The following is a 21,554-nucleotide window of genomic DNA, read 5'->3' as shown; positions in this document are numbered from 1 at the left end:
CATTTCCCCCTACTATACCCGAGGACTAACTGCCAACGGTCTCCCCGCGGTCTCACCCCGGCCACATTTGCAATACTGCAGTCAGGGGTGAGACCGCGGGGAGACCGTTTCCTAGTGACTTATGCTTTTCACGCCCGCCACAAAACCTATGGATACTTCAATAAACCTTTGAAGCATATCAAAAACGACTTCTTGTTGAGGGTTTGGCTGTTGGACAAAGGACATGGCGATTAACGTGCCAAACATAAATGAAAATACTATCCAGAATGTTCGCGCAGATTGCGCAGATTGGACGCGATGGGATTTCTTTTCCACCATTTGAATTTTACTCCTGTTTAAGTATAAGTGGTGTTAACTTGTGGAAAAGCTGCCGGCCGCCAGGTAAGGGAATCGTTTGTTAATGCCGTCGAACAAAGAAACTAGGGTGTCTAATTAATACGTCATAAAAGGATACAAGAAACATGTATTTCATGCAACCTATTTTTGACAAAGTTTTGTTATTTTAATGTGTTGGATAAAACTGAACTTATGTGACGCCTGTGGGGCGTAGCCGACGTGGCAAACTCGGAGATCGGGAGATCATAAAGGGGACGCCTTGATATATTGACGACATTCGATTCTGGTAGGTAACATAATTTACCAAACGTGATAAAAGCGAAGATCGTGTGTTCGTGATTGACTGATTCTATTGTAATCTATTGATCGTCCTTTCCTTCAAATTCTCCATTCCCTCCATGTTCACATCTTTTTTGTTATACTCAATAGTAACGCCTTTGAGCAAATGGAGGTCCAATAATAGGGGGTTTCATGGATAAAGGGGTACCTGCTTCCGGGCTACGCGGTGAGATAACTAAGAACGTGAAGGCGGTTATATTCGATATCGACGGCACTTTGATCGATTCATTTGAAGCCTATTACAAGGCCTTTAACTCCGGCCTTAAGGCATATAACCTGGGACCGGTGTCGCGGGAGTTCCTGGGGGATTGCCTTGGGAAAGTGCCGGGACTTCGGGAAATACTTCGCCCGGTTTTCCCTAAGGAGGTGGAGGAGACTACCCTTGATGGGTGTATGGGAGAGATCAAAAGAGTCTTTCTTCAGGTTGAGGCTGAGGAGGTGAGGCCTTTCTCCGGGGTGGAGCGGCTTTTCCTGCACCTTCGGGAAAGGGGCGTGAAGATCGGGATCGCCACGGGACGGATGTCATCCGAGGAGGACGAGTGGAAGAGGTTTACCCGCTTCGGGCTTGACGGGTGCATCGGTGCAATCGTCACATCGAGGGAAGTGAAGAACAGGAAGCCCGCCCCCGATGTTATCGCTGAATGTGCGCGGAGGCTCGGCGTGGCCGGGGGAGAATGCATTGCCGTAGGGGACAGGGAGGCGGACGTCGTTGCGGCAAGGGCGGCCGGGGCATGGGCCGTGGCGGTGGTCACGGGGCAGGAGGACCGGGAGTGCCTCGAGATGTCCGGGGCTGACAGGGTGTTCGACAGCGTGAATGACCTTGTCGCATTTCTGGAAACTGCGCTCAATCCTTGAACATGATCACCATTTTTCCTCCCGCCCTTCCTTTGTCCATCATGGCGAATGCGTTCGCGGCATCTTCGAGGGGCAGGGCCTCGGCAATGTAGGGAGGTGTGAGTCTTCCTTCGTCGAACTCCGGCCGGAGGAGGTCAAGGATACGGCCCGATGCGACGGTATCGAGCAGGGTAGTGTTGACGCCGAAGAGGGTGATTTGCTTGCGGTAGAAATCGAGGAGGTTGAAGCTGACCCTCGGGTCTCCCGTGGCAGTGATATTCACCTGCCGGCCGTAAAGGCCCAATGTGCGCAGGGACACCTCAAAAAGGGGACCGCCCACGCAATCGAAGGCCACGTTCACACCCTTTCCGTTGGTGAATTCCCGTGCCCGGGCGACGATATCGTCCGACTCGCTTCCAAGAGCGAGGTCTACGCCCAATTCTCGCGCTTTTTTGTTATCGGGAGCCTTTCTGTCCACCCCGATCACCCGCGCATTTTTTGTTTTCGCAATTTTAACGACTGAACTGCCCACGCCTCCGGTTGCGCCGGTCACCAGGACGATCTCACCCTCGTGCAGCCCGGCGGCTTCGATCAACCCCATATATGCCGCCAGGTAATTGACCCCGACGCTTGCCGCCTCGACCATGGATAAGGACTCCGGTTTAAGCCGGGCCCCCTCTTTCGGGAGGGTCATAAACTCCGCATGGCTTCCATCCCGGGTGAAGCCTATATCGCCTCCGGACGCCCACACCTCGTGGCCGACCAGGTCTTTGTCGCCTGCGACGATCACCCCCGCCATATCCCGGCCCGGGGTGCGCGGAGGTATGGTTTGGGGAAACATACCCTGTACGTTCTTCACATCCGCCGGATTGATCGAGGTGGCGCAGACCCTCACCAGCACTTCGCCCGGCGCCAGCGCGGGCTCCGGCACTTCCTCCACATGGAGCACTTTCCCTACCTCTCCGAATTCATTGAATCTCAATGCCTTCATTTCATACCCCTTCGGCGGCTCATCCATGGAAGAGGAGGGGCCGGTTTAAACAAATCTAGTGTCACGACGGCATCTCGTCAATCTCGGGCATATCTTCCATAGAAGAAATCGTATTCCCGCACAGTGACGGGCCTTTCGGAAAAAATCTTTAAATCTTTGAGTGCTCTCTTTCTTCCTGGTGATGGCGCCGGGCCCTGTCGACATCACGCTTTCTCGGCGGCGCGGTGGTTACCAGTGAGCTGAGCAGTGTGGAGGAAATCCTTGCCACTTCGTCGACCGCGCTGTCGAATGCCGGTTTGTTTGCAGCGGAAGGCTTTTGATACCCGCTGATCTTCCGTACGAACTGCAGGGCCGCCGCATGGATCTCTTCATCCGTGCTCGGCGGGTCGAAGTTATATAAGGGCCTGATGTTTCTGCACATGTCTTTTTAGCCTCCTGAACGCGATAATCAATCGGGACCTCTCCTTTACAATGTAATCATATTTGACCTGCCTTGAGTCAGGCGATATGAAAACCTCCTCCGGTTCCGAGACAGGGCCGCAAGGGCTTGAGTTTTTGGCCCGACAGGTCTATGTTAAACGATATGGCCATCCACCTCATTCCCATCGATAAACTGAGTCCTGAAGCCTTGCGAGGCGTGATTGAAGAGTTCATGTTCAGGGACGGCACCGATTACGGTGAGATGGAGGCATCGAGGGAGACGAAATTTCAGCAACTGAAGAAGAAGCTGGAAACGGGCAAGGCAGTTCTCGTGTTTGACGATGAGGCCGAGACTACCAATATATTTTCAGCCGATAACCCTGTCTTAAGAAAAATCAAAGCATCGGAGTAATCACGCCGATCGGACGGGGAGGACCGCTCATGACGGGCGGTCCTCAGAACCTGTTGTGTCGAAAGTTAAATGTCTCTATAATAAAGCTGGCCCGGGGGGAAAGGTCCCGGCCGAGGGAACGCGCCTTCTCCCGAAGAAAGGCGTGCAGGGAGTATGTAATATAAAGTGGAGATTTGATTATGTCATACGCGGCCCTGTCTTTATCACATCAACGAAGGATGGAGTAGATGAATCGGTCGGAGGGAAGCACGGTTTTGATCGGGGTGAATGGATGAAGTGGAGGAGATGGATCCAGAACAGCCTCCTCCTTTTGGCTTCCCTGATTTTGGCGGTCCTCATGATGGAAGGCTTGTTGAGGGCAGTGCCGACCTGGTTTACCGACTACCGTTCCAACATAAGGTATATCCCGGATAAGACGGTAGGTTTTAAGCTGAAGCCGGACCAGAGCGTATGCGCTGCGTCCACGTGTTTCAAGATCTGTCCCGTGGTTACGAACTCTCTCGGCTTCAGAGATAAGGAGCCCCTTCACGACCGATATGACATCGCGGTTCTCGGCGACTCCTATATGGAGGCAGCCCAGGTCCCCGAGGACCTGTACGCCGCCAGACTCATCGAAAGAATACTCAATGTGAACGTCCTCTCCCGCTCGGTAGGCGGATATGGCACCATTAATGAATTCTATGCCTACAAAGAGTACATGGCAAAGTACCGGCCCCGTGTTGTCCTGCTTTTTTTCTGCGGGAATGATAGTGACGACAACAGCTGCGCGACCTCGGCATCGAAGGGTTCGTTGTGTGCGGACATGACGGCCCAGGGCCGGGTCGTAATAACGCCCTCCAACAGCAGGCTGATGGAATTTAAAGAACAGATGCGCATGTCGTGCAGGACATGCTATGGGGCGGCAAAACTTTGGGTCACCCTGAAAACAGCTTTTATTGACCGTAGGTCGGGGAATTCAAATCCTGTCCGCCCCGTCACTGAAAAACCTGTCCCCGGATCCGTCCGGAGTGAAGGCACTCTATCCGGAAACTGGGTAATAACAGAATATTTTCTCGGCAAATTAAATGAGGAGGTCAAAAAAAACGGGGGGGTACTGGTAGTGGTGCCTGTTGCCTATCCGATGGGACACCTTGACGAGATCTGCCGGAAGAATGGGATAAGCCTGCTTTCCATCCATGAAGAATTTGGAAGATATGCGGCAGATTTCAATTTGCCCGAACCCTATTTCGGTTATCGATGTGACGGCCACTGGAATCCTTTGGCTCATTTCCTTGCGGCCAACGCGGTATCGAAATTCCTCCTTGAACAGAATCTGGTCGAAGGGAAAGACAGGTCCCGGACCCTTGCCCTGGCCGATGCGAACCTGCGCACAGATCCAATGCATATCCTGGGGGAAGACGGATATTCCCAGATTTACAGGGGAGGTTTCTATAAAGGGAAATCGCGCATACCCGAAATCATGGCCGACGAAAACCGGATTTTGCGCCGCCCGTAGCGAACGCGCCCCGGCTCCTTACTTTTACCGTCCAGTTTCCCCGGAAATCATGGTAATATGGTCCTGCTTCCGATCCGACATGGAGGAATTATGGGCAAGGACTTTCAGACGAAAACCGCGGTCTCCTGGGCTCTTTACGACTGGGCCAATTCCGCGTATGCGACCACCGTCATGGCCGGTTTTTTCCCCATTTTTTTTAAGGAATACTGGAGCGCAGGGGCCAACGTCAATCTCTCCACCTTTCATCTCGGTACGGCCAACTCCTTCGCAAGCATCACCGTAGCGATACTCGCGCCTATTCTCGGCTTTATGGCCGACCGGGGCGGGGCCAAGAAGAAGTTCCTCTTCTTCTTTCTTGCCCTGGGTGTTCTCGCAACCGGCGCGCTGGGCTTCATCGGGAAGGGCGAGTGGGGCGCGGCTGCGGCGTGCTATGCCCTTGCTACTATAGGTTTTGCAGGGGGCAATGTCTTTTATGATTCTTTGATCGTCAGCGTCGCCGGAAAAAATAAAATGGATTTTGTCTCTGCCCTTGGGTACTCCCTCGGCTACCTCGGAGGAGGGACCCTGTTTGCCCTCAACGTCTGGATGGCCCTGAGCCCCGGCACATTCGGGCTTGCCGATTCCGCCGCAGCCATGAAGCTCGCTTTTGTCGCGGTGGCGATCTGGTGGTCCTTTTTCTCCATTCCCCTCTTTCTCTTTGTCCCCGAACCCGCGGGAAAAGGCGGTAAAAAGGGCTTCGGTGCGATTGCGGCAGGTTTTAAGCAGATAGGCTCCGCCTTTCAGGAAATCCGCAGGGTGCGGGTGGTCTTCCTCTTTCTTATCGGTTACTGGCTCTATATCGACGGGGTGGACACGATCGTGCTCATGGCGGTCGATTACGGCATGTCCCTGGGGTTTGCGCCTGCCACCCTTATCAAGGCGCTCCTCATCACCCAGTTCGTCGGCTTCCCCGCCGCCATCGCCTTCGGCAAGATCGGCGAGAAGCTCGGCACGAAAACAGGGATCTTCATCGGCCTGGCTGTATACGTAATCGTCGCCATATGGGGCTTCTTCATGAACGAGGAGTCTGAGTTCTATGCCCTCGCAGTGGCCATCGGCCTCGTCCAGGGAGGCGTCCAGTCCCTGAGCCGGTCCTTTTACGCGAAGCTCATCCCCCAGGAGAGCGCGGCAGAGTTCTTCGGCTTCTACAACATGCTCGGAAAATTCGCCGCCGTGATAGGCCCCTTCCTTATGGGCTGGGTGAGCGTCATCTCAGGCAACGCCCGGTATTCGATACTGGCGGTAGTATTCCTTTTCGTGGCCGGCGCCGCGGTGCTCGCCCGGGTACGCACCTAGGATCGCGACAATTGAGGGGGCAGAGGCTGTTATCATCGGGGTAGGTTGGCTATCTATCGGCTCGCTGCCATTTAAAGGGGCTCACGTCGCCCCCTCGACGGGCAAAGCCCGCCGAGCCTCCCCCTCTGCTCGCAGAAGCTCGCTTCTTGCGCTTGGACTTAGAGGCAGGGCTCATCACACACACAATCAATGGGGTTCACGTCGCGCTATTATTGGGGCTCACGTCGCCCCCTCGACGGGCAAAGCCCGCTGAGCCTCCCCCCGCTTCAGGCGCCTACTGTTGGTCTCGCTCGCTGTGCGAGCTAGAGGTGACGGGAGGTTTACCCCGTTTTCCGATTACACGTTCTCCGTTTAACGCCTGACACGCATCACACGCCTTAACCCTTTTCTTCTTCCATCGCGGCCTTCAGCTTTACGTAATCTACTTTGCCGGTGCCTAGCTTCGGCAGTTCTTTTATGACTCGGATGTCCCGGGGGGAGGCGAGGTCGGAGAAGCCTTTTGATTTCAGGACTTCCCGGGCTGCTTTCAGCTCTGCCTGGGGGTTGTTGGTTACGAGGATCAGCTTCTCGCCTTTGTGCTCGTCGGAGACTGCCATGACGACTACTTCTTTGCGCTCGCCGAATGCTCCGGCCAGGGCCTCTTCCAGGGCGGTGAGCGACACCATTTCGCCGCTTATCTTGGCGAAGCGCTTGAGCCTGCCGGCGATCTTCAAAAAGCCTTTTTCCGTGATCTCTACGATGTCTCCCGTGTCGTACCAGCCCTCATCTTCAACGAGGTACTTGTGGTTCGCCTTCTCGTTCTTGAGGTAGCCCTTCATCACGTTCTTTCCCCTGACATAGAGCTTGCCCACGGTGCCGTTTTTCGTGTCGATCCCTTCCACCGGGAGGAGCTTGCACTCGATGCCTGGCAGGGGCTTACCCACCGTGCCGTATTCGTGTTCCAGGGCGCTCGCGATGCTTACGATGGGAGAGCACTCGGTTGCCCCATAACCTGCCATGACCCTTATTCCATAGGTTTTTGCATACCGGTCGAATACGGCGTCGGTCAGGGCCTCGGCGCCGGAGAAGATGTAGCGCATGGAATAGAAGTCGTAGGGGTTCGCCCGTTTCGCGTAGCCGTTCAAGAACGTATTGGTCCCCATGAGGATGGTGCATTTTTCCTGGTAGGCGATTTCGGGGACGATGCGGTAATGGAGGGGATTCACGTAGAGGAAGGAGCGGACCCCCGCGAAGATGGGGATGATCAGCCCGGCGGTGAGGCCGAAGCTGTGGAAGAGGGGGAGGGCGTTCAGGAAATGGTCGTCCTGCCTCACGTCGATGCGGGAGAGGGCCTGATAGACGTTGGTGATGATATTCTCGTGGGAGAGGCAGACGCCTTTTGGCACGCCTTCGGAGCCCGAGGTGAAGAGGATGCAGGCAGTCTCCTTGTGCTCTTGCGGCATCATGCGGCCGTATCGGCCGGGAAAGAGGGCGTGGATCATGCCCCCCATCTTTGCCCCTGTCCCGATCTCTCCCGGCAGATCCTCGAGATAAATTACCTTGCGTCCTTGAAACAGCTCCTCGGGGAGCTTCACCCGTGTGAGGAGTTGGCGCGCCGTGACCACGGTGGTGAGATCGGCGAGATCCATGGCATGCCGCAGGGCCGCGGGACCGCTCGAATAATTGAGGAGGGTGGGTACTTTGCGGTAGATCTGAAGACCCATTAAAATGAGCGCCGTGACCGTAAGGTTGGGGAGCATGACCCCGATATGCCGGTCGGTCCCCCGGGAAAGATGGCCCCCCAGGACGAAGGCGCCGATCAGGGCCTTCCGGTTGGTCACCTTCTTCGCCGTGGAGTCGTTGAAAAGGGGCCTCGGCCCGTTCGCCTTGCAGAGCCGGACAAAGCTGCAGCCCAACGTATCGGGTTTATTGCGGGCCTCTACACCGACCTCGGAGAGCATGCGGTAGATCTGTCTCGCGGCTTCCGCCTTTCGCTCCCTCTGAGGGAAGTGGTCGAGGACGAGGGGTTCCCGGAGCTTTCCCACGCTCATCGATATGGGCGGGAAGAGTCTTCTTCCCTTATGGGCGGGCGCATAGATCGTCCGGTAGACACCGCCAAGGTATATAGGGAGAATGGGCGCTCCTGTGCGCAGGGCGGCAAAGCCCGTGCCTTCGTAAATCTTCATGACGCTTCCCGTAAGGGTCCTGCGGCCTTCGGGAAAGATAAGCAGGGGGATTCCGTCCCTCACCCTCCGTATCACTTCCTTGAGTCCATAGGGGCTCATGGAATCGACCTGCACCGTGTAGCGGTTCTGCATGAAGGGCTTGTAAAGGGGTTTTTGGGCTGCCGTGCGGTCTACGATGATCCTGAAAGGGAGCTTCAGGTAGGTCCATATGAGAAGGCCGTCTATAAGGGAGGCATGGTTGGAGATGACGATGAGCTTCTCGAATGTGGCGGGCACGTTCTCCATGCCCTCGATCCGTACCCTGTGGACGAGGCGGAAATAAGCCTTGAAGATGAAACGCGCCGATTCCTGAAAGAGAATGAAAAGGGGCGAGTTCTTCAACGGCTGGCTCGCGCCCTTTGCCTTCGCACCTCATAAAAGGAAGCGGCGACCGACGTGGCGAGATTGAGGGAGCTGAATTTCCCGGCCGTAGGGATCCGGAGGATCCCGTCGCATTTTTCCCTGGTGAGCCTCCTGAGACCGCTCTCCCTGCCGAAGACGAGGCAGACGCTGCCGGTTAGGTCCGCATCCCAGATAGGAACGGAGCCCCCTTCGTCGAGTCCCCAGCAGAAAATGCCCGTCTTCTTTATCTCCTCGAGATAACGGGCGAGGTTGGTGACCCTCACGATCTTCGCGAAACTGAGCGCGCCGCTGGCGACCCTTGCCGCCGCTTCGGTGACGCCGCAGGAATTCTCTTTGGGCATGATAAGGCCGTTTCCCTCGAAGCAGGCCGAGGTCCTCAGGATGTTCCCCAGGTTCTGGGGATCATAGATGCCGTCGAAAGCGCATAGGAGAGGGTTGGCGACAGAGCCGAGTTCCTTTATAAAGAGGTCCTGGTCCGTATAGGAGAATTCGTCCGTCTCTAAACAGACATGGCATTTCTCGCCCCTCATCTGCTTGGAGAATACCTCCTTGGGAAGAACTTTAAAGGAGATCCCTTCTTTCTTCGCTTCTTTTATAATCTCTTCCGAAAGCCTCTCATAGCCTTTTTCTATCGTGAGTTTCCGGACCGTGCGGGGACGTTCGGTGAGGGCGAGGAGGATGGCCTTCTTTTCAGTGAGAAGCGGCATCGCCCATATCCTTGCTGATCCGCGCCAGGAGCTCCCTGGGGTTGTCTCCCGCGGTAACCGTCCTGCCGAGGACGATGTAGGTCGCCCCCCTGGCCACGGCCTCGCCGGGGGTAATCGTCCTTTTCTGATCGTCCTTCTTGCCGTCCGCCCTCACTCCCGGCGTGACGACGATGAAATCGGCTCCGCACGATTCCCGTATCATCTCGATATCCTGACCGCTCGCCACCACCCCGTCGAGCCCCGCCTCTTTCGCAAGGAGGGCCAGTTTCTTCGTAAGGTCATGGGCCGACAGCTCCATGCCGATCCGTTTCAGCTCCTCGTCATCGAGACTGGTGAGCACCGTGACCGCGATGATCTTAGGCCGCGGCAGGTTCAGCTGAGCCGCCGCGTCATGAAGGGCAGTACGGGCCTCTTTCATCATGGTAAAACCCCCGGAGGCATGGACATTGAGCATGTCGACGCCGAGCTTCACCGCCTCGATACAGGCCTTGGAGACAGTATTGGGAATATCGTGGTACTTCAGGTCGAGGAAGACCTTCGATCCCTTCAGCTTGATAAAATCGACGATCTTAGGTCCACAGTGGGTAAAAAGCTGCTTGCCCACCTTAAACATCCCCACATGCTCCCTGAATTCAAGCACGAGCCGCTGGGCCTCTTCAAAATGCTCCACATCAAGGGCAAGAATGATTTTCTCTTTAGGGTCCATAAAACCTCCTTAAAAACAGCCTTAAAGGCAGTCGATAGTCTCCAGTCGCTAGTCGCTAGCAAGCAAAAACTGAGTGCACACCGTCTTGTCTCATTTATTATCTACCGTCGCCTGCCTTTGAAGCATTATATACTAAAAGAGATGGAGTGGCGACTCTCTTTTGACGATCAACCTGGACTTTAGTCTATCGACAAACGACCATCCTTTAATCCAGGGACTAGAGACTGGCGACTGCCTCTCTCTCATCCTTTTACGCACCCCAAAGGCCTTATCTTTGCCACGAGCTTCGATATTCCCGCGTTGTGGATTACCCGGACTACTTTCGAGACGTCTTTATAGGCTTCGGGCATTTCTTCGGCCAGGGTCTCCCTGCTTGCGGTCCTTACGTGGATGCCGCGGGACTCCATCTCTTTTTGTATAGACCTTCCTTTTGCCTTTTTGATCGCCTGGGAACGGCTCATTACCCGGCCCGCGCCGTGGCAGGCGCTTCCGAAGGTCTCTTCCATGGCCCCTGCGGTGCCTGCGAGCACGTATGAAGCCCTTCCCATGTCTCCGGGTATGAGCACCGGCTGTCCTGTGTGACGGTATTGGCCCGGGAGGGTGGGGTGGCCGGGACCGAAGGCCCTGGTCGCGCCTTTCCGGTGAACGCAGAGGCTCCGCATCTTCTTCTCCACCTGGTGGCTTTCTATTTTTGCCGTATTATGGCAGACATCGTAGACGAGGCTCAGGCCCAGCTTCTCCCAGCTTGCGCCGAAAAGGGTTTCGAAAGTTTCCCGCACCCAATGGGTGATGATCTGGCGGTTGGCAAAGGCATAATTTGCCGCGGCGGCCATGGCCGCGAGATAGGCCCTGCCTTCGGGGGATTCCACGGGGGCCGCGCAGAGCTGCCGGTCGGGTAGGTGAATGCCGTAGCGAACCGAGGCCTTTATCATTTCCCGGATATAGTCGTCGCAGACCTGATAGCCCAGGCCGCGGGAGCCGGTGTGAATCATGATCGTGATGTTGCCTTTAAAGAGGCCGAAGGCCTGAGCCGCTGCGGCGTCATAGATCTCCTCGATCACGCCTATCTCTATAAAATGGTTGCCGCTGCCGAGAGTGCCGAGCTGGTCCTTGCCCCTCTCGTATGCCCTGTCCGATACCTGCTCCGGGTCTGCGGCAGCGAAGCGCCCCTCGTCTTCAATGAAAAGAAGGTCGTTCTTTGTCCCGAATCCACGGCCCACTGCCCAGGCCGCTCCCTTGAGAAGCACCTTCTTCAGCTCCTCCTTCGACAAGGAGAGGTCCTTTCTTCTCGAGCCCACGCCGCTCGGGATATTGCGGTGGAGCCCCTCCATGACCTCGACGATTTTCGGGGAAATCTCTTTCGCGGTAAGGGTGGAGCGGATAAGCCGGACGCCGCAGTTTATGTCGTATCCCACGCCTCCGGGCGAGACTACCCCTTCTGCAACATCGAAGGCAGCGACGCCGCCTATTGGGAAGCCGTAGCCCCAGTGGATGTCCGGCATGGCCATGGACCTGCCCACAATGCCGGGCAGGCATGCCACGTTCTCTACCTGTTTTATGCTCTCATCCGTCCCGAGGACGCCAAGAAGCTCCTCATCCAGAAAGACGAGGCCCTCCGTTTTCATCTCACCGTGCCTCTCCACGATGCACCGGTTCGGGTCGAGTCTTTTTACGCGGGGTCCTTCTCCTTTCATGGCGCTCCTGCCCTCATCCTCCTAATATAAGGTAACAGGAAAGTCCTGTCACCTTCCCTCTCATTCCATTTCTAATTCAAAGCGCTCTCTTCGTCATCTGCTCCTCGATATACTGGTATACACCTTCGTCGCGCCTTCCTCGTCGTCTCGCTATCATCTTTGACTTAAGAATTGGAATCACAGGTCCAGCACGAGCCGTGCCTCATACCCGTGCTCGCCTGTCTTGATGGAAAATTCATGGTAGGTGACGGCCTTGACTTCTTTCTTCACGAAATGCCTAGAAGGATCGTAGAGCTCGCCCTCTGCGATTGCGTAAAGTTGCCCCTGTCCATCTTTTGTCACCCGCGTCGATTTCGCGATGAACCGCTCAGTGTCCCACAGAAAGAGTAATTCATTGAGAAAGTGGATAAGGGCATCCGGGCCGGAGAAGAGTGAAAATTTCCTCTTCTCAATCCTACGGACCCGCCTCAGGTCCGTGAGAAGTGAAAACAGCGCGTAGGCGCCGTGGGCGAACAGGTCTTCATAGGAATTACCATAGATTGTGAGCCCCACGTCAGCCACATGGTCCGTTATTCTGTACTTCGCAAATAGTCCGGTTCTCTCTGCCAAAATACGACCCCTTTCTCACCTCGATTATACCCCATTTTTCCTCCCTGGAACGCTCTTTGAAGCCTGAAAATACAAGGAAAGAGAAAAAGATTAAATTTCTTTAATTTTTTCTTGACAAAGTATACCGTCATTGCTAATATTAAAAAAAATTAATATAGGGAGGTGTGTGATTTATTACAGGCTGTACCAAAACAACAAGGAGGCAGGGATGAAGAAAACAATTATTATTATGCTTGCATTATTCCTCGCCCTTCCGGCACTCAGCTATGCCGGTAGCGCGACAAGCCGCTGGGACATGACGATCGGCGGTTACGTAAAATTCGACATGGGCTGGGCCAACCAGGCACAGAACCAGGACATCGTTCTGGCAGCACGCGGAAGCGGCGTCAGTGACAACCTCGCCGACAAGTACGGCAGCTTCTATACGTACGCCGGTGAGACAAGACTTAACTTCCTCGTAAGAGGACCCGATGCATGGGGCGCCAAGACATCGGCATTCGTGGAAGGTCACTTCAGGGGCAACGAGGCCAACGGCTCCGCATCCAGCAACGCCGGCACCTTCGTACTCCGTCACGCTTTCATGCAGTTCGACTGGCCGTCAAGCAAGTTGGTAATCGGCCAGACATGGCAGACCTGGGGCATCCTCCCCACCTTTGCAAACACCATGCTTGACTATAACAACCTCGGCCCGTTCCTTAAGGGCATGAGACAGCCTCTCGTAAGGTTCGAGCAGACCATCGCGAAGAACTGGATCTGGAAGTTAGGCCTCATCTCCCCGACCAACACGCTGGGCAGCGGTTCCGTAACCAACACCGGTTCGAACGTAAGCCAGGGCGTTGACGGCTACACGATGAGCAATATGCCCTTCTGGGAAGGTTCTTTCGGTTGGACCTCGGACAAATGTGGAAACATCGGTCCGTGGCAGATGCTCTTCGCTTTGGAAGGCTTCTACGGTCGTCAGAAGAATGTCGCCAGCGTAGCAATCGGCAACGGCATCACCACGCTTCAGGATAAGGATGTCAATTCCTATGGTATTTCATTCAAGGGTTTCATCCCTATCATTCCTGAGAAGAAGGGTAACAAGGCCGGCGCTTTCTCTCTGTCCGGTATGCTCTTCTACACCCAGAACCCGGGTATGTTCCAGACCCCGGCCAATGCACCTACTTTCAATGCAAACTTCGCCTACAACACAGTTAACAGCCAGACTACAAACCAGGTCGGCCTTACGCCCGCCCAGGCAGCCGCGATTGACTATTCAACACCCACTCAGTACGGTGGATGGGGACAGCTCTCCTATTTCTTCACCGACAAACTTTTCATCAACGGCTGGTATGGCTACACCCGGTCGAATGTAAGCCAGGCATGGATGAATGCTGCCGCGAACACAGGCGCCATGGTCAACACCACGCAGATCATCGGCAACATTATGTACGACGTGAACGCAGCCATCAGGTTCGGCTTTGAGTACACCTACTACAACACCCGTTATGCAGGCTACACAGGTTTCGCCACAGGCCCGTTTGCCGGCCAGCCGCTTCTTCAGAAGGACGGCACCGCGCAGTCTTTCAGGGTAGGCGCATACTACTTCTTCTAAGATCCTGCGACACCGCATCACCAGGGGAGGCCAAAAGCCTCCCCTTTTTTTTGCATGCGCCCGCACCGGCATATAGTCTTGGATTCTCCGTGTTTCGATCCGGTTTGTGTGTTGACAGGAAACAAGCTTTTTTGCTAAGCTTTTCGCGGTGCAGTCATCAAACGCCGGAGTGGTGGAATTGGCAGACGCGCCGGACTCAAAATCCGGTGGTGCTTAGCACTGTGCGGGTTCAAGCCCCGCCTCCGGCACCAATTAAATCAAACGTTACCACACACTTTGTTTTCCTCTGCCGTGATTTGAAATCGCGACGGCGCCCGCCTCGAAATAGACCGCCCATACAATGATGAACAGGTTGTGCGTCGAAAAATAGTCGATTCAGACTTTTTGACGGATGAGGGTCATAGCCGGACCTATGGCATTAAGACGAAAGACGGGTGGCGGGGAATTCCGCCACCTCATCCGGTCACTTACAAATCACGCTCCCCGCGGGTGCGGGGGGAGCGACGGTGTGCTGTTGTTTTTAACTCTTCTGCGACGGAATCACCTTTACCAGGACGGTCCATTCAGCCCCGAGGACCTGTTCGTTGTGCTGGTTGGACACTACCACGCCGATCTTTATGATTCCCCGTTCAGGATTTCGCGTGATTCGTTTTCCGGTGATGCGTGCCACGGTGCGGATGGTGTCATTGAACTTCACTGCTTTCAGAAACTTTATATTCATGTCCATAACACCGATAGTCAACCTTTCCAGAAGGCCCGTCTGATTGACCTGACCGGTCACCATGCTCGTAATGAGAAGCCCGTGGGCTATGCGTTCGCCGTAGATAGACGCCTTTCCGTACGCTTCATCGAGATGCTCGGGATGATTATCACCCGAGAGATGGGCAAATTCCACCACATCTGCTTCCCTCACTGTCCTATCCTCGGTGAGGAACTCATCCCCCTCGTGAATATCGTCGAACATCATCTCTCTAGGTATTAATGCCATTCCTTTTCTCCTCCAATAATCGGACATCTCCCGCTCCGTTATCTCCGAGAGGATCCTTATGCCCGTATGAAGCCTCAATGGGCCCCACATATTTTATTTTGTAACCCTATCTTCCACAATCCCCCGGCCAACGATTTTCCTGCTCCCGTAAAGGGATGGAATGAATTCATCCTGGGCGCCTCAAACAAGGCGGGAAACGTGGTGCGCGGGATTTGAGCTCGAGTATAGCAGGCGGTATCCTTTCTCCCGAGGGACGCCAATATCCTCTTTTTTCAGAAAAACCTAAATGGGGCTGCCATGTCAAGCAAAAAGAAAGACCTCGAAATAGGGCGCCCTCTTTCCCGTGCCGCGCCTGAAGTCCCCGGATCACCTCCATCTCTTTTTCTTGCCGGAATGAGGAATAGGGAACAGGGGCCGTACCGGATAGAATATTCTCGTTAAGGCAAACCCGCTTCTTTCCTGAGGCCGTGCCTCTTCGTACTATTATTCTTGACAAGAGTTTCCTATTAGGATACATATGTAATTGTCAAAATGATCGATGCCCGCAATACGATCAATGTTATCCGAACAAAGGAGGAATCATGAGGCTTAAAGACAAGGTAGCCATCATTACCGGCGGGGGGACAGGCATCGGTAAAGCCATAGCGAAGGTTTTTTCAAACGAGGGTGCTATCGTTGTTGTTGCAGGCAGGACAGTTTCTCACCTCGAGACTACGTGCAATGAGATAAAGGGTGAAGGTGGGAAAGCCGCCTTCGTGAAGACCGATGTTTCAATAGAGCGGGACGCGATCAATCTCATTGCGGAAACCATCCGTCTTTTCAGTAAAGTGGACATACTGGTCAACAACCACGGTATTGCGGGCCCTACGATCAAGGTCGCGGACATGGAGCTCGATAAATGGAACGAGACCCTCGCCATTAATTTGACGGGGAGCATGCTTTGCGCCAGAGAGGCATTACGGCACATGATCCCGAGTAAGAGGGGGAGCATCATTAACGTCGTCTCCGAGGCCGGAAGGTCCGGCGACGGGAGGTCGGGGTACCCTTTCCGGAGCGCCTATTGTTCCGCGAAAATGGGTGAAATAGGACTCACGGAAACCCTTTCCGTCGAAGTCGGTGAATACGGGATCAGGGTCAATGCCGTAAGCCCGGGACCGATACAGGGAGAGAGGATCTTCAATGTGGTCAGAAGAAGGGTCGAGGCAACAGGGGCGTCTTTTGACGAGATCATGAAAGAGCTCGCATCCAACTGTTCCCTGAAGAGGCTTGCCACCGAGGAGGAAACGGCCGCGGTAGCCCTTTTTCTCGCCTCCGACGAATCGAGCGGCGTTACTGGGCAGACCATTCCCGTGAGCGGCGGACAGCATATAACATTCTGAGAGAAACAGGGAACGAGGTCAGTCAAGGATTAGGTGCGACAGTGGTTTCCAAAAGAGATACGGTATCGGTGACGGTGGATGCTGCAAGAAACGCCGTGGACGAGAAGAAGATCATCGATAACATCAAAATGGCAAGGGTCGAACAAAAAAAGTCTCTCGATCAGCTCGCAAAGCTCACAGGGCTCACCAAAGGTTACCTCTCCAAGATCGAGAATGCCAACAAGCTGCCGCCTTTTTCGACCCTTGTAAAAGTAGCTGCCGCCCTGAAGATCGACGTTACCCAACTCATATCGGGGGACTCCGATGGCCGGGAGGATATTGTAAAAATAAGCGTCGTTCGAGCTTCCGAGAGACAAAAGATCGAGGCAGACGGGATACTTTCCGGCTACCAATATGAGCAGCTTGCCCACAAAAAAGCGGGAAAGAATATGGAGCCTTACATAATCGTACCGTCCTTCTCAGCTGAAGCGGTCTTTTCACATGAAGGCGAAGAGTTCATGTATGTGCTTGAAGGAACACACGAGTTTATATACGGAGAAGAGAAGTATATCCTTAAGACGGGTGACAGCATTTATTTCGATTCCGAAGTGCGCCACGGCGGCCGGAGCATAGGACCGAAAAAGGCCAAAATCCTCGCCGTACTGTACTCTTACAGGAGGATGTGATATGGCCCTCACCGCACCTCTTCAGGATCATATATCCCTTCTATCAGGGAAGGCACAGTGAGCACCGGCAGCATCGGCGGGACAGCTATTTCCCAAAGGGGCTTAAGCGCTGAGAAGCAATAAAAAAAGGAGGATCAATGAAAAAGCTATTAAATCTCTGTTTGTGTGCATGTTTCTTGTTTATCCTGATGTCCTTTGTCGGGCAGCCTGCATCCGCGCAGGAGAAGACAATCACGATGAAATTCAGCTGTCAATTCCCTTCCATGCACAAAGTCGCGCTCCTCAAGGCAGAATGGTGCAAGGAAGTGGAAAAGAGAACGAACGGGAGAGTGAAAATAGATTTCTTCCCGGGTGCGATACTGACCCCTCCCGCTCAGACCTATGACAGTGTATTGAAAGGCATTGCCGACGTGGGGGAGAGCTTTTGCGGCTATACGAAAGGTCGTTTCCCCTTGATGGAAGTCGTCGATCTTCCCCTCGGGTATAAGAGCGGATATCAGAGCACGAAACTGACCAATGAGTTCTACCACAAATTCAAACCCAAAGAATTTGACAACGTACAGGTCATGTTCTTCCACACCGCAGGCCCCCAGGATATGTGCACCAAGAAACCGGTCAACAAGATGGAAGACCTGAAGGGCATGAAGATTCGGGCCACAGGAACGAGCGCACAGATCGTAATGGCCCTGGGCGCTGCTCCCGTAGGTATGTCCATGGGAGAGGCCTATGACGCCATTTCGAGAGGCGTGGCAAACGGCGTGGTCTGCCCCGTGGAGGCGACAAAAGGCTGGAAGCTTGCGGACGTGGTCAGCAGCTGTACCATGTACAACTCAAGGCATACCAACGTCGCCTATGTAGTGATGAACAAGAAGAAATGGAATGCCATCCCCAAAGATGCCCAGCAGATTATCGAGAAAATAAACGAAGAATACATAGAGAAACAGGGAAAGCTCTGGGATGAGCTCGACAAAGAGGCACTCGAGTTTTTCACCCAGAAGGGCGGCAAGATGATCACCGTCTCAAAGGAAGAGGATGGGAAATTCAAGACGGCGTTGCAGCCCATCCTTGATGAATACGTGAAGAGCATGAAGGCAAAAGGGCTGCCGGGCGCAGAGGCATTGAAGTTCTGCCAGGACTATGTGAAGGCTCATTGATCCTGACCTTGTAGCCTGTCGGGGCACAGTCGGCGGCGGTAAGTCAAGGGAGTCTGCACAATTGCAGGCGACCTGGCCCCGGCCGCCGACTGTGCGATTCCGGGAGAAGCAATAGAGGGGGCTCAGGTTATCAGCACACCAGGAGGTCTTATGGAGACAGCTTTAACCTATATTGAAAAGCTGAGTAAATGGATGCAGGCGATTTCGGGCGTTTTCCTGACCGGCATCATGTTTCTCACTACCGCGGACGTTATAGGAAGAATATTCGATCATCCCATAATCGGCACCTACGAGATTGTCGGTTTGGGGGGCGCAATCGTGCTCGGCTTCGGGTTGCCCATCACCGCCTGGGCCCGCAATCATATTTGTGTCGAAGTGCTTTCCGAGAAATGGCCGAAGTCCGTGCAAAAAGTCGCTAATATTGTCACGAGGCTCATGGGCATCGTTCTCTTCATCTTCATCGGCTGGAATCTCTATAAGCTCGGGTACGATCTTAAGGAGGCGAACGAGGTCACCCTCACCCGGCACATCCCGTTTCACCCGGTCGCATATGCGCTCGCGGTCTGCTGCCTCGGTCAAATCCTGGTGCTTGTGGGCGAGATCATGAAGATTACGGGAGGGCGCGATGAGTGAAGTGACGGTTGGCATTATAGGTATTTTCGTTGTCCTTGCCCTCTTTACCACAGGTATTGAAATGTTTTTTGCCATGTTCATAGTCGGTTTTGCCGGCTTTGCCTACCTCGTCAGCTGGGAAGCGGGGCTGAACCTTCTCGCGAAGGATTTTTTCGATGTCTTCACCTCCTACGGCCTCACGGTCATACCCCTTTTCGTATTAATGGGACAGATTGCCTTTAATTCGGGCGTGGCGAAGAAACTTTTCAACGCTTCCTACAGGTACCTGGGCCATGTACCGGGAGGACTTGCAATCTCCACCGTAGCGGGAGCAACCGCCTTCAAAGCCATATGCGGCTCCTCACCTGCCACGGCGGCAACCTTTGCCAGCGTGGCCGTACCTGAAATGGACCGCTACGGCTATGACAAGCGGCTCTCGACCGGAATCGTTGCCACCGTGGGTACCCTGGGCGTGCTCCTGCCCCCCAGCGTGACGCTTATCATCTTCGGCATCATTTCCGACCAATCCATCGGAAAACTCTTTCTCGCGGGCGTCTTCCCCGGTCTGCTTATCGCCCTCTTCTTCGTGGCAGTCATCGTCGGGTGGTGCAAGATCAATCCGGCCGTCGGCCCCAAGGGCCCCGTCTTTTCCTGGAAAGATCGTTTGCAGGTGATCCCGGAAGTGGCGTGGGTTCTCATCGTCTTCCTGGTCATGGTAGTGGGTATCATGAAGGGTTTTTTCACGCCCACGGAAGCGGGGAGCATCGGTACCTGCATCATCCTCGTTATGACCCTTTTCAGGCGGGAACTTGATATAAAAGGGTACATGAAATCGGTTGTCGAATCCATCAGGACCGCGGTCATGGTTCTTGTCCTTATTACCAGCTCCACAGTGCTCAGCCATTTTATCGCGGTCACCAAGATACCCATGATCGCCGCCGACTGGATCTGCGCCCTGCCTATCAGCCCGGTGCTTATCGTAGTTATGATCGCGTTCATCTATCTTATCGGCGGCTCCTTTATCGATGACCTGGCATTCATGATTCTCGCGACACCCATTTTCTTTCCCGCCGTGATCAAGCTTGGCTTTGACCCCATCTGGTTCAGCATTGTCGTCGCGATTACCCAGATGATCGGCATGGTCCTGCCGCCGGTGGCAGTCTGTGTCTTTGTGGTGAAGCAGATTACCAAGGTCCCCATGTCGATCATTTACCAGGGTGTCTATCCATTCCTGATCAGTCTGGTGTTGGGCGCCGTCATGGTCTTTATTTTTCCCATGCTGGCCACGTGGCTCCCCAAGGTTCTCATGGGCTGATAGACTCGAGATTAGATTCGCCCGGAAGGAAACGGAAAGTGCAGCACAAGGCGCCGCACGAAGCGGCGCCGGGAAATTAAAAGGAAAGTCTAAAGAAATAATCACACAACAAGGGAGGCGGCTGTTATGAACACTGGTACGAAGAAAGGTATAATGTCGGGAATAAGGGTGCTCGATTTCGGGAGGGTCATATGTGCTCCCATGTGCGCCAGAAACTTCGCCGATATGGGAGCTGAAGTCATCAAGGTGGAAACGGGCGGCGGGGATTTCGTGCGCACCCATCCTCCCTTTTATAAGGGCGGTTCCTTCGGCGCCCTCTTTACCCAATATAACGCGGGCAAGAAGGCCATTTATCTGAACCTCCAGAAGCCCGAGGGCATCGAGCTGGCCAGGAAGCTGATCGCGGTCTCCGACGTGGTCATCGAGAATTTCCGTCCCGGCGTCTTTGACGAGATGGGCCTTGGATACGAGGAGCTCAAGAAACTGAATAAAGGGATCATCATGTGCTCCATCTCCGGCTTCGGGCAGCACAGCTCGGAGCGGGAGCGCATCGCCTATGCGGATATCATTCACGCCTACAGCGGCATGGAGTATATGGAGATGAGAATCATGGGAGAAGGTTCCGATCCTCCCGGTTTCGCCTATTCTTATGCGGATACCTACTCGGGATTGAACGCCACCATCTCGATCCTCGCGGCGCTCTTTCATCGCCAGCGTACAGGGGAAGGGCAATATATAGACCTTGCCCTTCTGGATTGCACCGTCGCAGCCAACGATTCCACCCTCCAGGGTTTTATCTTCTCCGAAGGCGCCATCGATAAGTCCAATATGCCGAAGCTTCCATTTCGCATGAAGGACGGGCACATGACCTTTTCGGCGATCCTTGCGTGGACGAAGCTCGCGCCGGCCATGGGTCGGCCCGAGCTGGCCGAGGACCCGCGGTTTATCACGGACGAGGTGAGGATGAAGCCGGAAAATGCGGCGGAGGTCCTGAAGATTGTAAAAGAATGGGCCAAGGACGTGACCCTTGCAGAAGCCGCAGTCCTGTTCGAGAAGTACGGGGTGCCGAATTCCAAGGTGAATTCCCTGGCCGATCTCTTAAATGCCCCCGTAGTCCACGAGCGCCAGATTGTCGTGGACGTGGAGGTGGAGCCCGGACAGCCCCCGGTCAAGGTCATGAACAGCGCCATACGGTTCAGCGATTTTCCCATGGTCCCCAGGGGGAGGCCACCGTACCTGGGCGAGCACAACTCGGAGGTCCTGAAAGAGATCCTCGGCATGAAAGACGAGGAAATTGAAAGGCTGTCGCAGGAAAAGGTGCTCCGCAGGGACCCGAAGGCCCCGAAATAACCCCTTCAGGTCGAAGAGGGGCAAGGTCCGACGCGAAACGCCGGACCTTGCC

General features: G+C 54.5%; 19 protein-coding genes and 1 tRNA gene. 12 read left to right on the top strand and 8 right to left on the bottom strand.

Going from position 1 to position 21,554, the window contains the following annotated elements:
- The first annotated feature begins 807 nt into the window (after positions 1-807).
- Entirely contained in the window at positions 808-1,530 is a 723-nt protein-coding gene (locus VGJ94_04545; GenBank protein HEY3275867.1) for an HAD-IA family hydrolase, read from the top strand.
- Here the strand turns inward: VGJ94_04545 and VGJ94_04540 are convergent.
- The gene (locus VGJ94_04540; GenBank protein ID HEY3275866.1) at positions 1,520-2,500 is read right to left on the bottom strand and encodes a zinc-binding alcohol dehydrogenase family protein; all 981 of its coding nucleotides are present in this window, start codon (positions 2,498-2,500) and stop codon (positions 1,520-1,522) included. The genes VGJ94_04545 and VGJ94_04540 overlap by 11 nt on opposite strands.
- Positions 2,501-2,648: 148 nt before the next feature.
- Positions 2,649-2,921 (bottom strand): DUF2277 domain-containing protein, encoded by a 273-nt coding sequence (locus tag VGJ94_04535; GenBank protein HEY3275865.1) that lies wholly within the window; start codon positions 2,919-2,921, stop codon positions 2,649-2,651.
- Between the two features lie 150 nt (positions 2,922-3,071).
- Between VGJ94_04535 and VGJ94_04530 the strand changes: the two genes are divergently transcribed.
- The 3 genes from VGJ94_04530 (at position 3,072) to VGJ94_04520 (ending at position 6,162) form a co-directional block, all read left to right on the top strand.
- Positions 3,072-3,332: a YheU family protein gene (locus tag VGJ94_04530; GenBank protein ID HEY3275864.1), complete on the top strand. Its 261-nt coding sequence runs from the start codon at positions 3,072-3,074 to the stop codon at positions 3,330-3,332.
- A gap of 271 nt (positions 3,333-3,603) precedes the next feature.
- Positions 3,604-4,827, top strand: a complete 1,224-nt coding sequence (locus VGJ94_04525; GenBank protein HEY3275863.1) for an SGNH/GDSL hydrolase family protein — start codon at positions 3,604-3,606, stop codon at positions 4,825-4,827.
- A 90-nt stretch (positions 4,828-4,917) separates the two neighbouring features.
- Positions 4,918-6,162 (top strand): MFS transporter, encoded by a 1,245-nt coding sequence (locus tag VGJ94_04520; protein ID HEY3275862.1) that lies wholly within the window; start codon positions 4,918-4,920, stop codon positions 6,160-6,162.
- Positions 6,163-6,539: 377 nt separating this feature from the next.
- Here the strand turns inward: VGJ94_04520 and VGJ94_04515 are convergent, their stop codons facing one another.
- The 5 genes from VGJ94_04515 to VGJ94_04495 form a co-directional block, all read right to left on the bottom strand.
- Positions 6,540-8,708 carry an AMP-binding protein gene (locus VGJ94_04515; GenBank protein ID HEY3275861.1) on the bottom strand — a complete coding sequence of 723 codons (2,169 nt, stop codon included), beginning with the start codon at positions 8,706-8,708 and terminating at the stop codon, positions 6,540-6,542.
- On the bottom strand, positions 8,705-9,436 hold the full coding sequence (locus tag VGJ94_04510) for an RNA methyltransferase (GenBank protein HEY3275860.1): 732 nt from the start codon (positions 9,434-9,436) through the stop codon (positions 8,705-8,707). Before VGJ94_04510 ends, VGJ94_04515 begins: the two co-directional genes overlap by 4 nt.
- On the bottom strand, positions 9,420-10,142 hold the full coding sequence (gene pyrF, locus VGJ94_04505) for an orotidine-5'-phosphate decarboxylase (GenBank protein ID HEY3275859.1): 723 nt from the start codon (positions 10,140-10,142) through the stop codon (positions 9,420-9,422). Before pyrF ends, VGJ94_04510 begins: the two co-directional genes overlap by 17 nt.
- 242 nt (positions 10,143-10,384) lie before the next feature.
- The gene (locus tag VGJ94_04500) at positions 10,385-11,836 is read right to left on the bottom strand and encodes an RtcB family protein (protein HEY3275858.1); all 1,452 of its coding nucleotides are present in this window, start codon (positions 11,834-11,836) and stop codon (positions 10,385-10,387) included.
- Positions 11,837-12,013: 177 nt separating this feature from the next.
- Positions 12,014-12,445, bottom strand: coding sequence for an archease (locus VGJ94_04495; protein ID HEY3275857.1), 432 nt, complete (start codon positions 12,443-12,445; stop codon positions 12,014-12,016).
- A 208-nt stretch (positions 12,446-12,653) separates the two neighbouring features.
- Here VGJ94_04495 and VGJ94_04490 point away from each other — a divergent pair, with 208 nt between their 5' ends.
- Both VGJ94_04490 and VGJ94_04485 read left to right on the top strand, forming a co-directional pair.
- Positions 12,654-14,039 (top strand): hypothetical protein, encoded by a 1,386-nt coding sequence (locus tag VGJ94_04490; protein ID HEY3275856.1) that lies wholly within the window; start codon positions 12,654-12,656, stop codon positions 14,037-14,039.
- 163 nt (positions 14,040-14,202) lie between these two features.
- Positions 14,203-14,290 (top strand) — tRNA-Leu (locus VGJ94_04485).
- A 269-nt stretch (positions 14,291-14,559) separates the two neighbouring features.
- Here VGJ94_04485 and VGJ94_04480 read toward each other — a convergent pair.
- A complete protein-coding gene (locus tag VGJ94_04480; protein HEY3275855.1) occupies positions 14,560-15,027 on the bottom strand; it encodes a MaoC/PaaZ C-terminal domain-containing protein in 468 nt (155 codons plus the stop codon).
- Positions 15,028-15,608: 581 nt separating this feature from the next.
- On the opposite strand from VGJ94_04480, the gene VGJ94_04475 reads away from it, so the two are divergent.
- From VGJ94_04475 to VGJ94_04450, 6 genes are all read left to right on the top strand, one after another.
- Positions 15,609-16,406 (top strand): SDR family NAD(P)-dependent oxidoreductase, encoded by a 798-nt coding sequence (locus VGJ94_04475; GenBank protein HEY3275854.1) that lies wholly within the window; start codon positions 15,609-15,611, stop codon positions 16,404-16,406.
- A 41-nt stretch (positions 16,407-16,447) separates the two neighbouring features.
- Positions 16,448-17,071: an XRE family transcriptional regulator gene (locus tag VGJ94_04470; GenBank protein HEY3275853.1), complete on the top strand. Its 624-nt coding sequence runs from the start codon at positions 16,448-16,450 to the stop codon at positions 17,069-17,071.
- Positions 17,072-17,208: 137 nt separating this feature from the next.
- The gene (locus VGJ94_04465; protein HEY3275852.1) at positions 17,209-18,225 is read left to right on the top strand and encodes a TRAP transporter substrate-binding protein; all 1,017 of its coding nucleotides are present in this window, start codon (positions 17,209-17,211) and stop codon (positions 18,223-18,225) included.
- 150 nt (positions 18,226-18,375) lie between these two features.
- Complete coding sequence (locus VGJ94_04460; protein HEY3275851.1) at positions 18,376-18,858, top strand: TRAP transporter small permease; 483 nt, start codon at positions 18,376-18,378, stop codon at positions 18,856-18,858.
- Positions 18,851-20,152 carry a TRAP transporter large permease gene (locus VGJ94_04455; GenBank protein ID HEY3275850.1) on the top strand — a complete coding sequence of 434 codons (1,302 nt, stop codon included), beginning with the start codon at positions 18,851-18,853 and terminating at the stop codon, positions 20,150-20,152. The genes VGJ94_04460 and VGJ94_04455 overlap by 8 nt, the downstream gene beginning before the upstream one ends.
- 126 nt (positions 20,153-20,278) lie before the next feature.
- Positions 20,279-21,502 carry a CaiB/BaiF CoA-transferase family protein gene (locus VGJ94_04450; protein ID HEY3275849.1) on the top strand — a complete coding sequence of 408 codons (1,224 nt, stop codon included), beginning with the start codon at positions 20,279-20,281 and terminating at the stop codon, positions 21,500-21,502.
- Positions 21,503-21,554: the final 52 nt, after the last annotated feature.

It is taken from the genome of Syntrophorhabdaceae bacterium (assembly GCA_036504895.1).
Taxonomy (GTDB): Bacteria; Desulfobacterota; Syntrophorhabdia; order Syntrophorhabdales; family Syntrophorhabdaceae; genus PNOM01.
The sequence above is the reverse complement of the archived record's forward strand: the minus strand, read 5'-3'. Positions and strand labels throughout refer to the sequence as shown.

What these genes read in the sequence shown, in the direction of transcription:
- VGJ94_04545 (HEY3275867.1), top strand. Translation starts at nt 808, where the DNA reads ATGGATAAAGGGGTACCTGCTTCCGGGCTACGCGGTGAGATAACTAAG.
- VGJ94_04540 (HEY3275866.1), bottom strand. Translation starts at nt 2,500, where the DNA reads ATGAAGGCATTGAGATTCAATGAATTCGGAGAGGTAGGGAAAGTGCTC.
- VGJ94_04535 (HEY3275865.1), bottom strand. Translation starts at nt 2,921, where the DNA reads ATGTGCAGAAACATCAGGCCCTTATATAACTTCGACCCGCCGAGCACG.
- VGJ94_04530 (HEY3275864.1), top strand. Translation starts at nt 3,072, where the DNA reads ATGTTAAACGATATGGCCATCCACCTCATTCCCATCGATAAACTGAGT.
- VGJ94_04525 (HEY3275863.1), top strand. Translation starts at nt 3,604, where the DNA reads ATGAAGTGGAGGAGATGGATCCAGAACAGCCTCCTCCTTTTGGCTTCC.
- VGJ94_04520 (HEY3275862.1), top strand. Translation starts at nt 4,918, where the DNA reads ATGGGCAAGGACTTTCAGACGAAAACCGCGGTCTCCTGGGCTCTTTAC.
- VGJ94_04510 (HEY3275860.1), bottom strand. Translation starts at nt 9,436, where the DNA reads ATGCCGCTTCTCACTGAAAAGAAGGCCATCCTCCTCGCCCTCACCGAA.
- pyrF (HEY3275859.1), bottom strand. Translation starts at nt 10,142, where the DNA reads ATGGACCCTAAAGAGAAAATCATTCTTGCCCTTGATGTGGAGCATTTT.
- VGJ94_04500 (HEY3275858.1), bottom strand. Translation starts at nt 11,836, where the DNA reads ATGAAAGGAGAAGGACCCCGCGTAAAAAGACTCGACCCGAACCGGTGC.
- VGJ94_04490 (HEY3275856.1), top strand. Translation starts at nt 12,654, where the DNA reads ATGAAGAAAACAATTATTATTATGCTTGCATTATTCCTCGCCCTTCCG.
- VGJ94_04480 (HEY3275855.1), bottom strand. Translation starts at nt 15,027, where the DNA reads ATGGCATTAATACCTAGAGAGATGATGTTCGACGATATTCACGAGGGG.
- VGJ94_04475 (HEY3275854.1), top strand. Translation starts at nt 15,609, where the DNA reads ATGAGGCTTAAAGACAAGGTAGCCATCATTACCGGCGGGGGGACAGGC.
- VGJ94_04465 (HEY3275852.1), top strand. Translation starts at nt 17,209, where the DNA reads ATGAAAAAGCTATTAAATCTCTGTTTGTGTGCATGTTTCTTGTTTATC.
- VGJ94_04460 (HEY3275851.1), top strand. Translation starts at nt 18,376, where the DNA reads ATGGAGACAGCTTTAACCTATATTGAAAAGCTGAGTAAATGGATGCAG.
- VGJ94_04455 (HEY3275850.1), top strand. Translation starts at nt 18,851, where the DNA reads ATGAGTGAAGTGACGGTTGGCATTATAGGTATTTTCGTTGTCCTTGCC.
- VGJ94_04450 (HEY3275849.1), top strand. Translation starts at nt 20,279, where the DNA reads ATGAACACTGGTACGAAGAAAGGTATAATGTCGGGAATAAGGGTGCTC.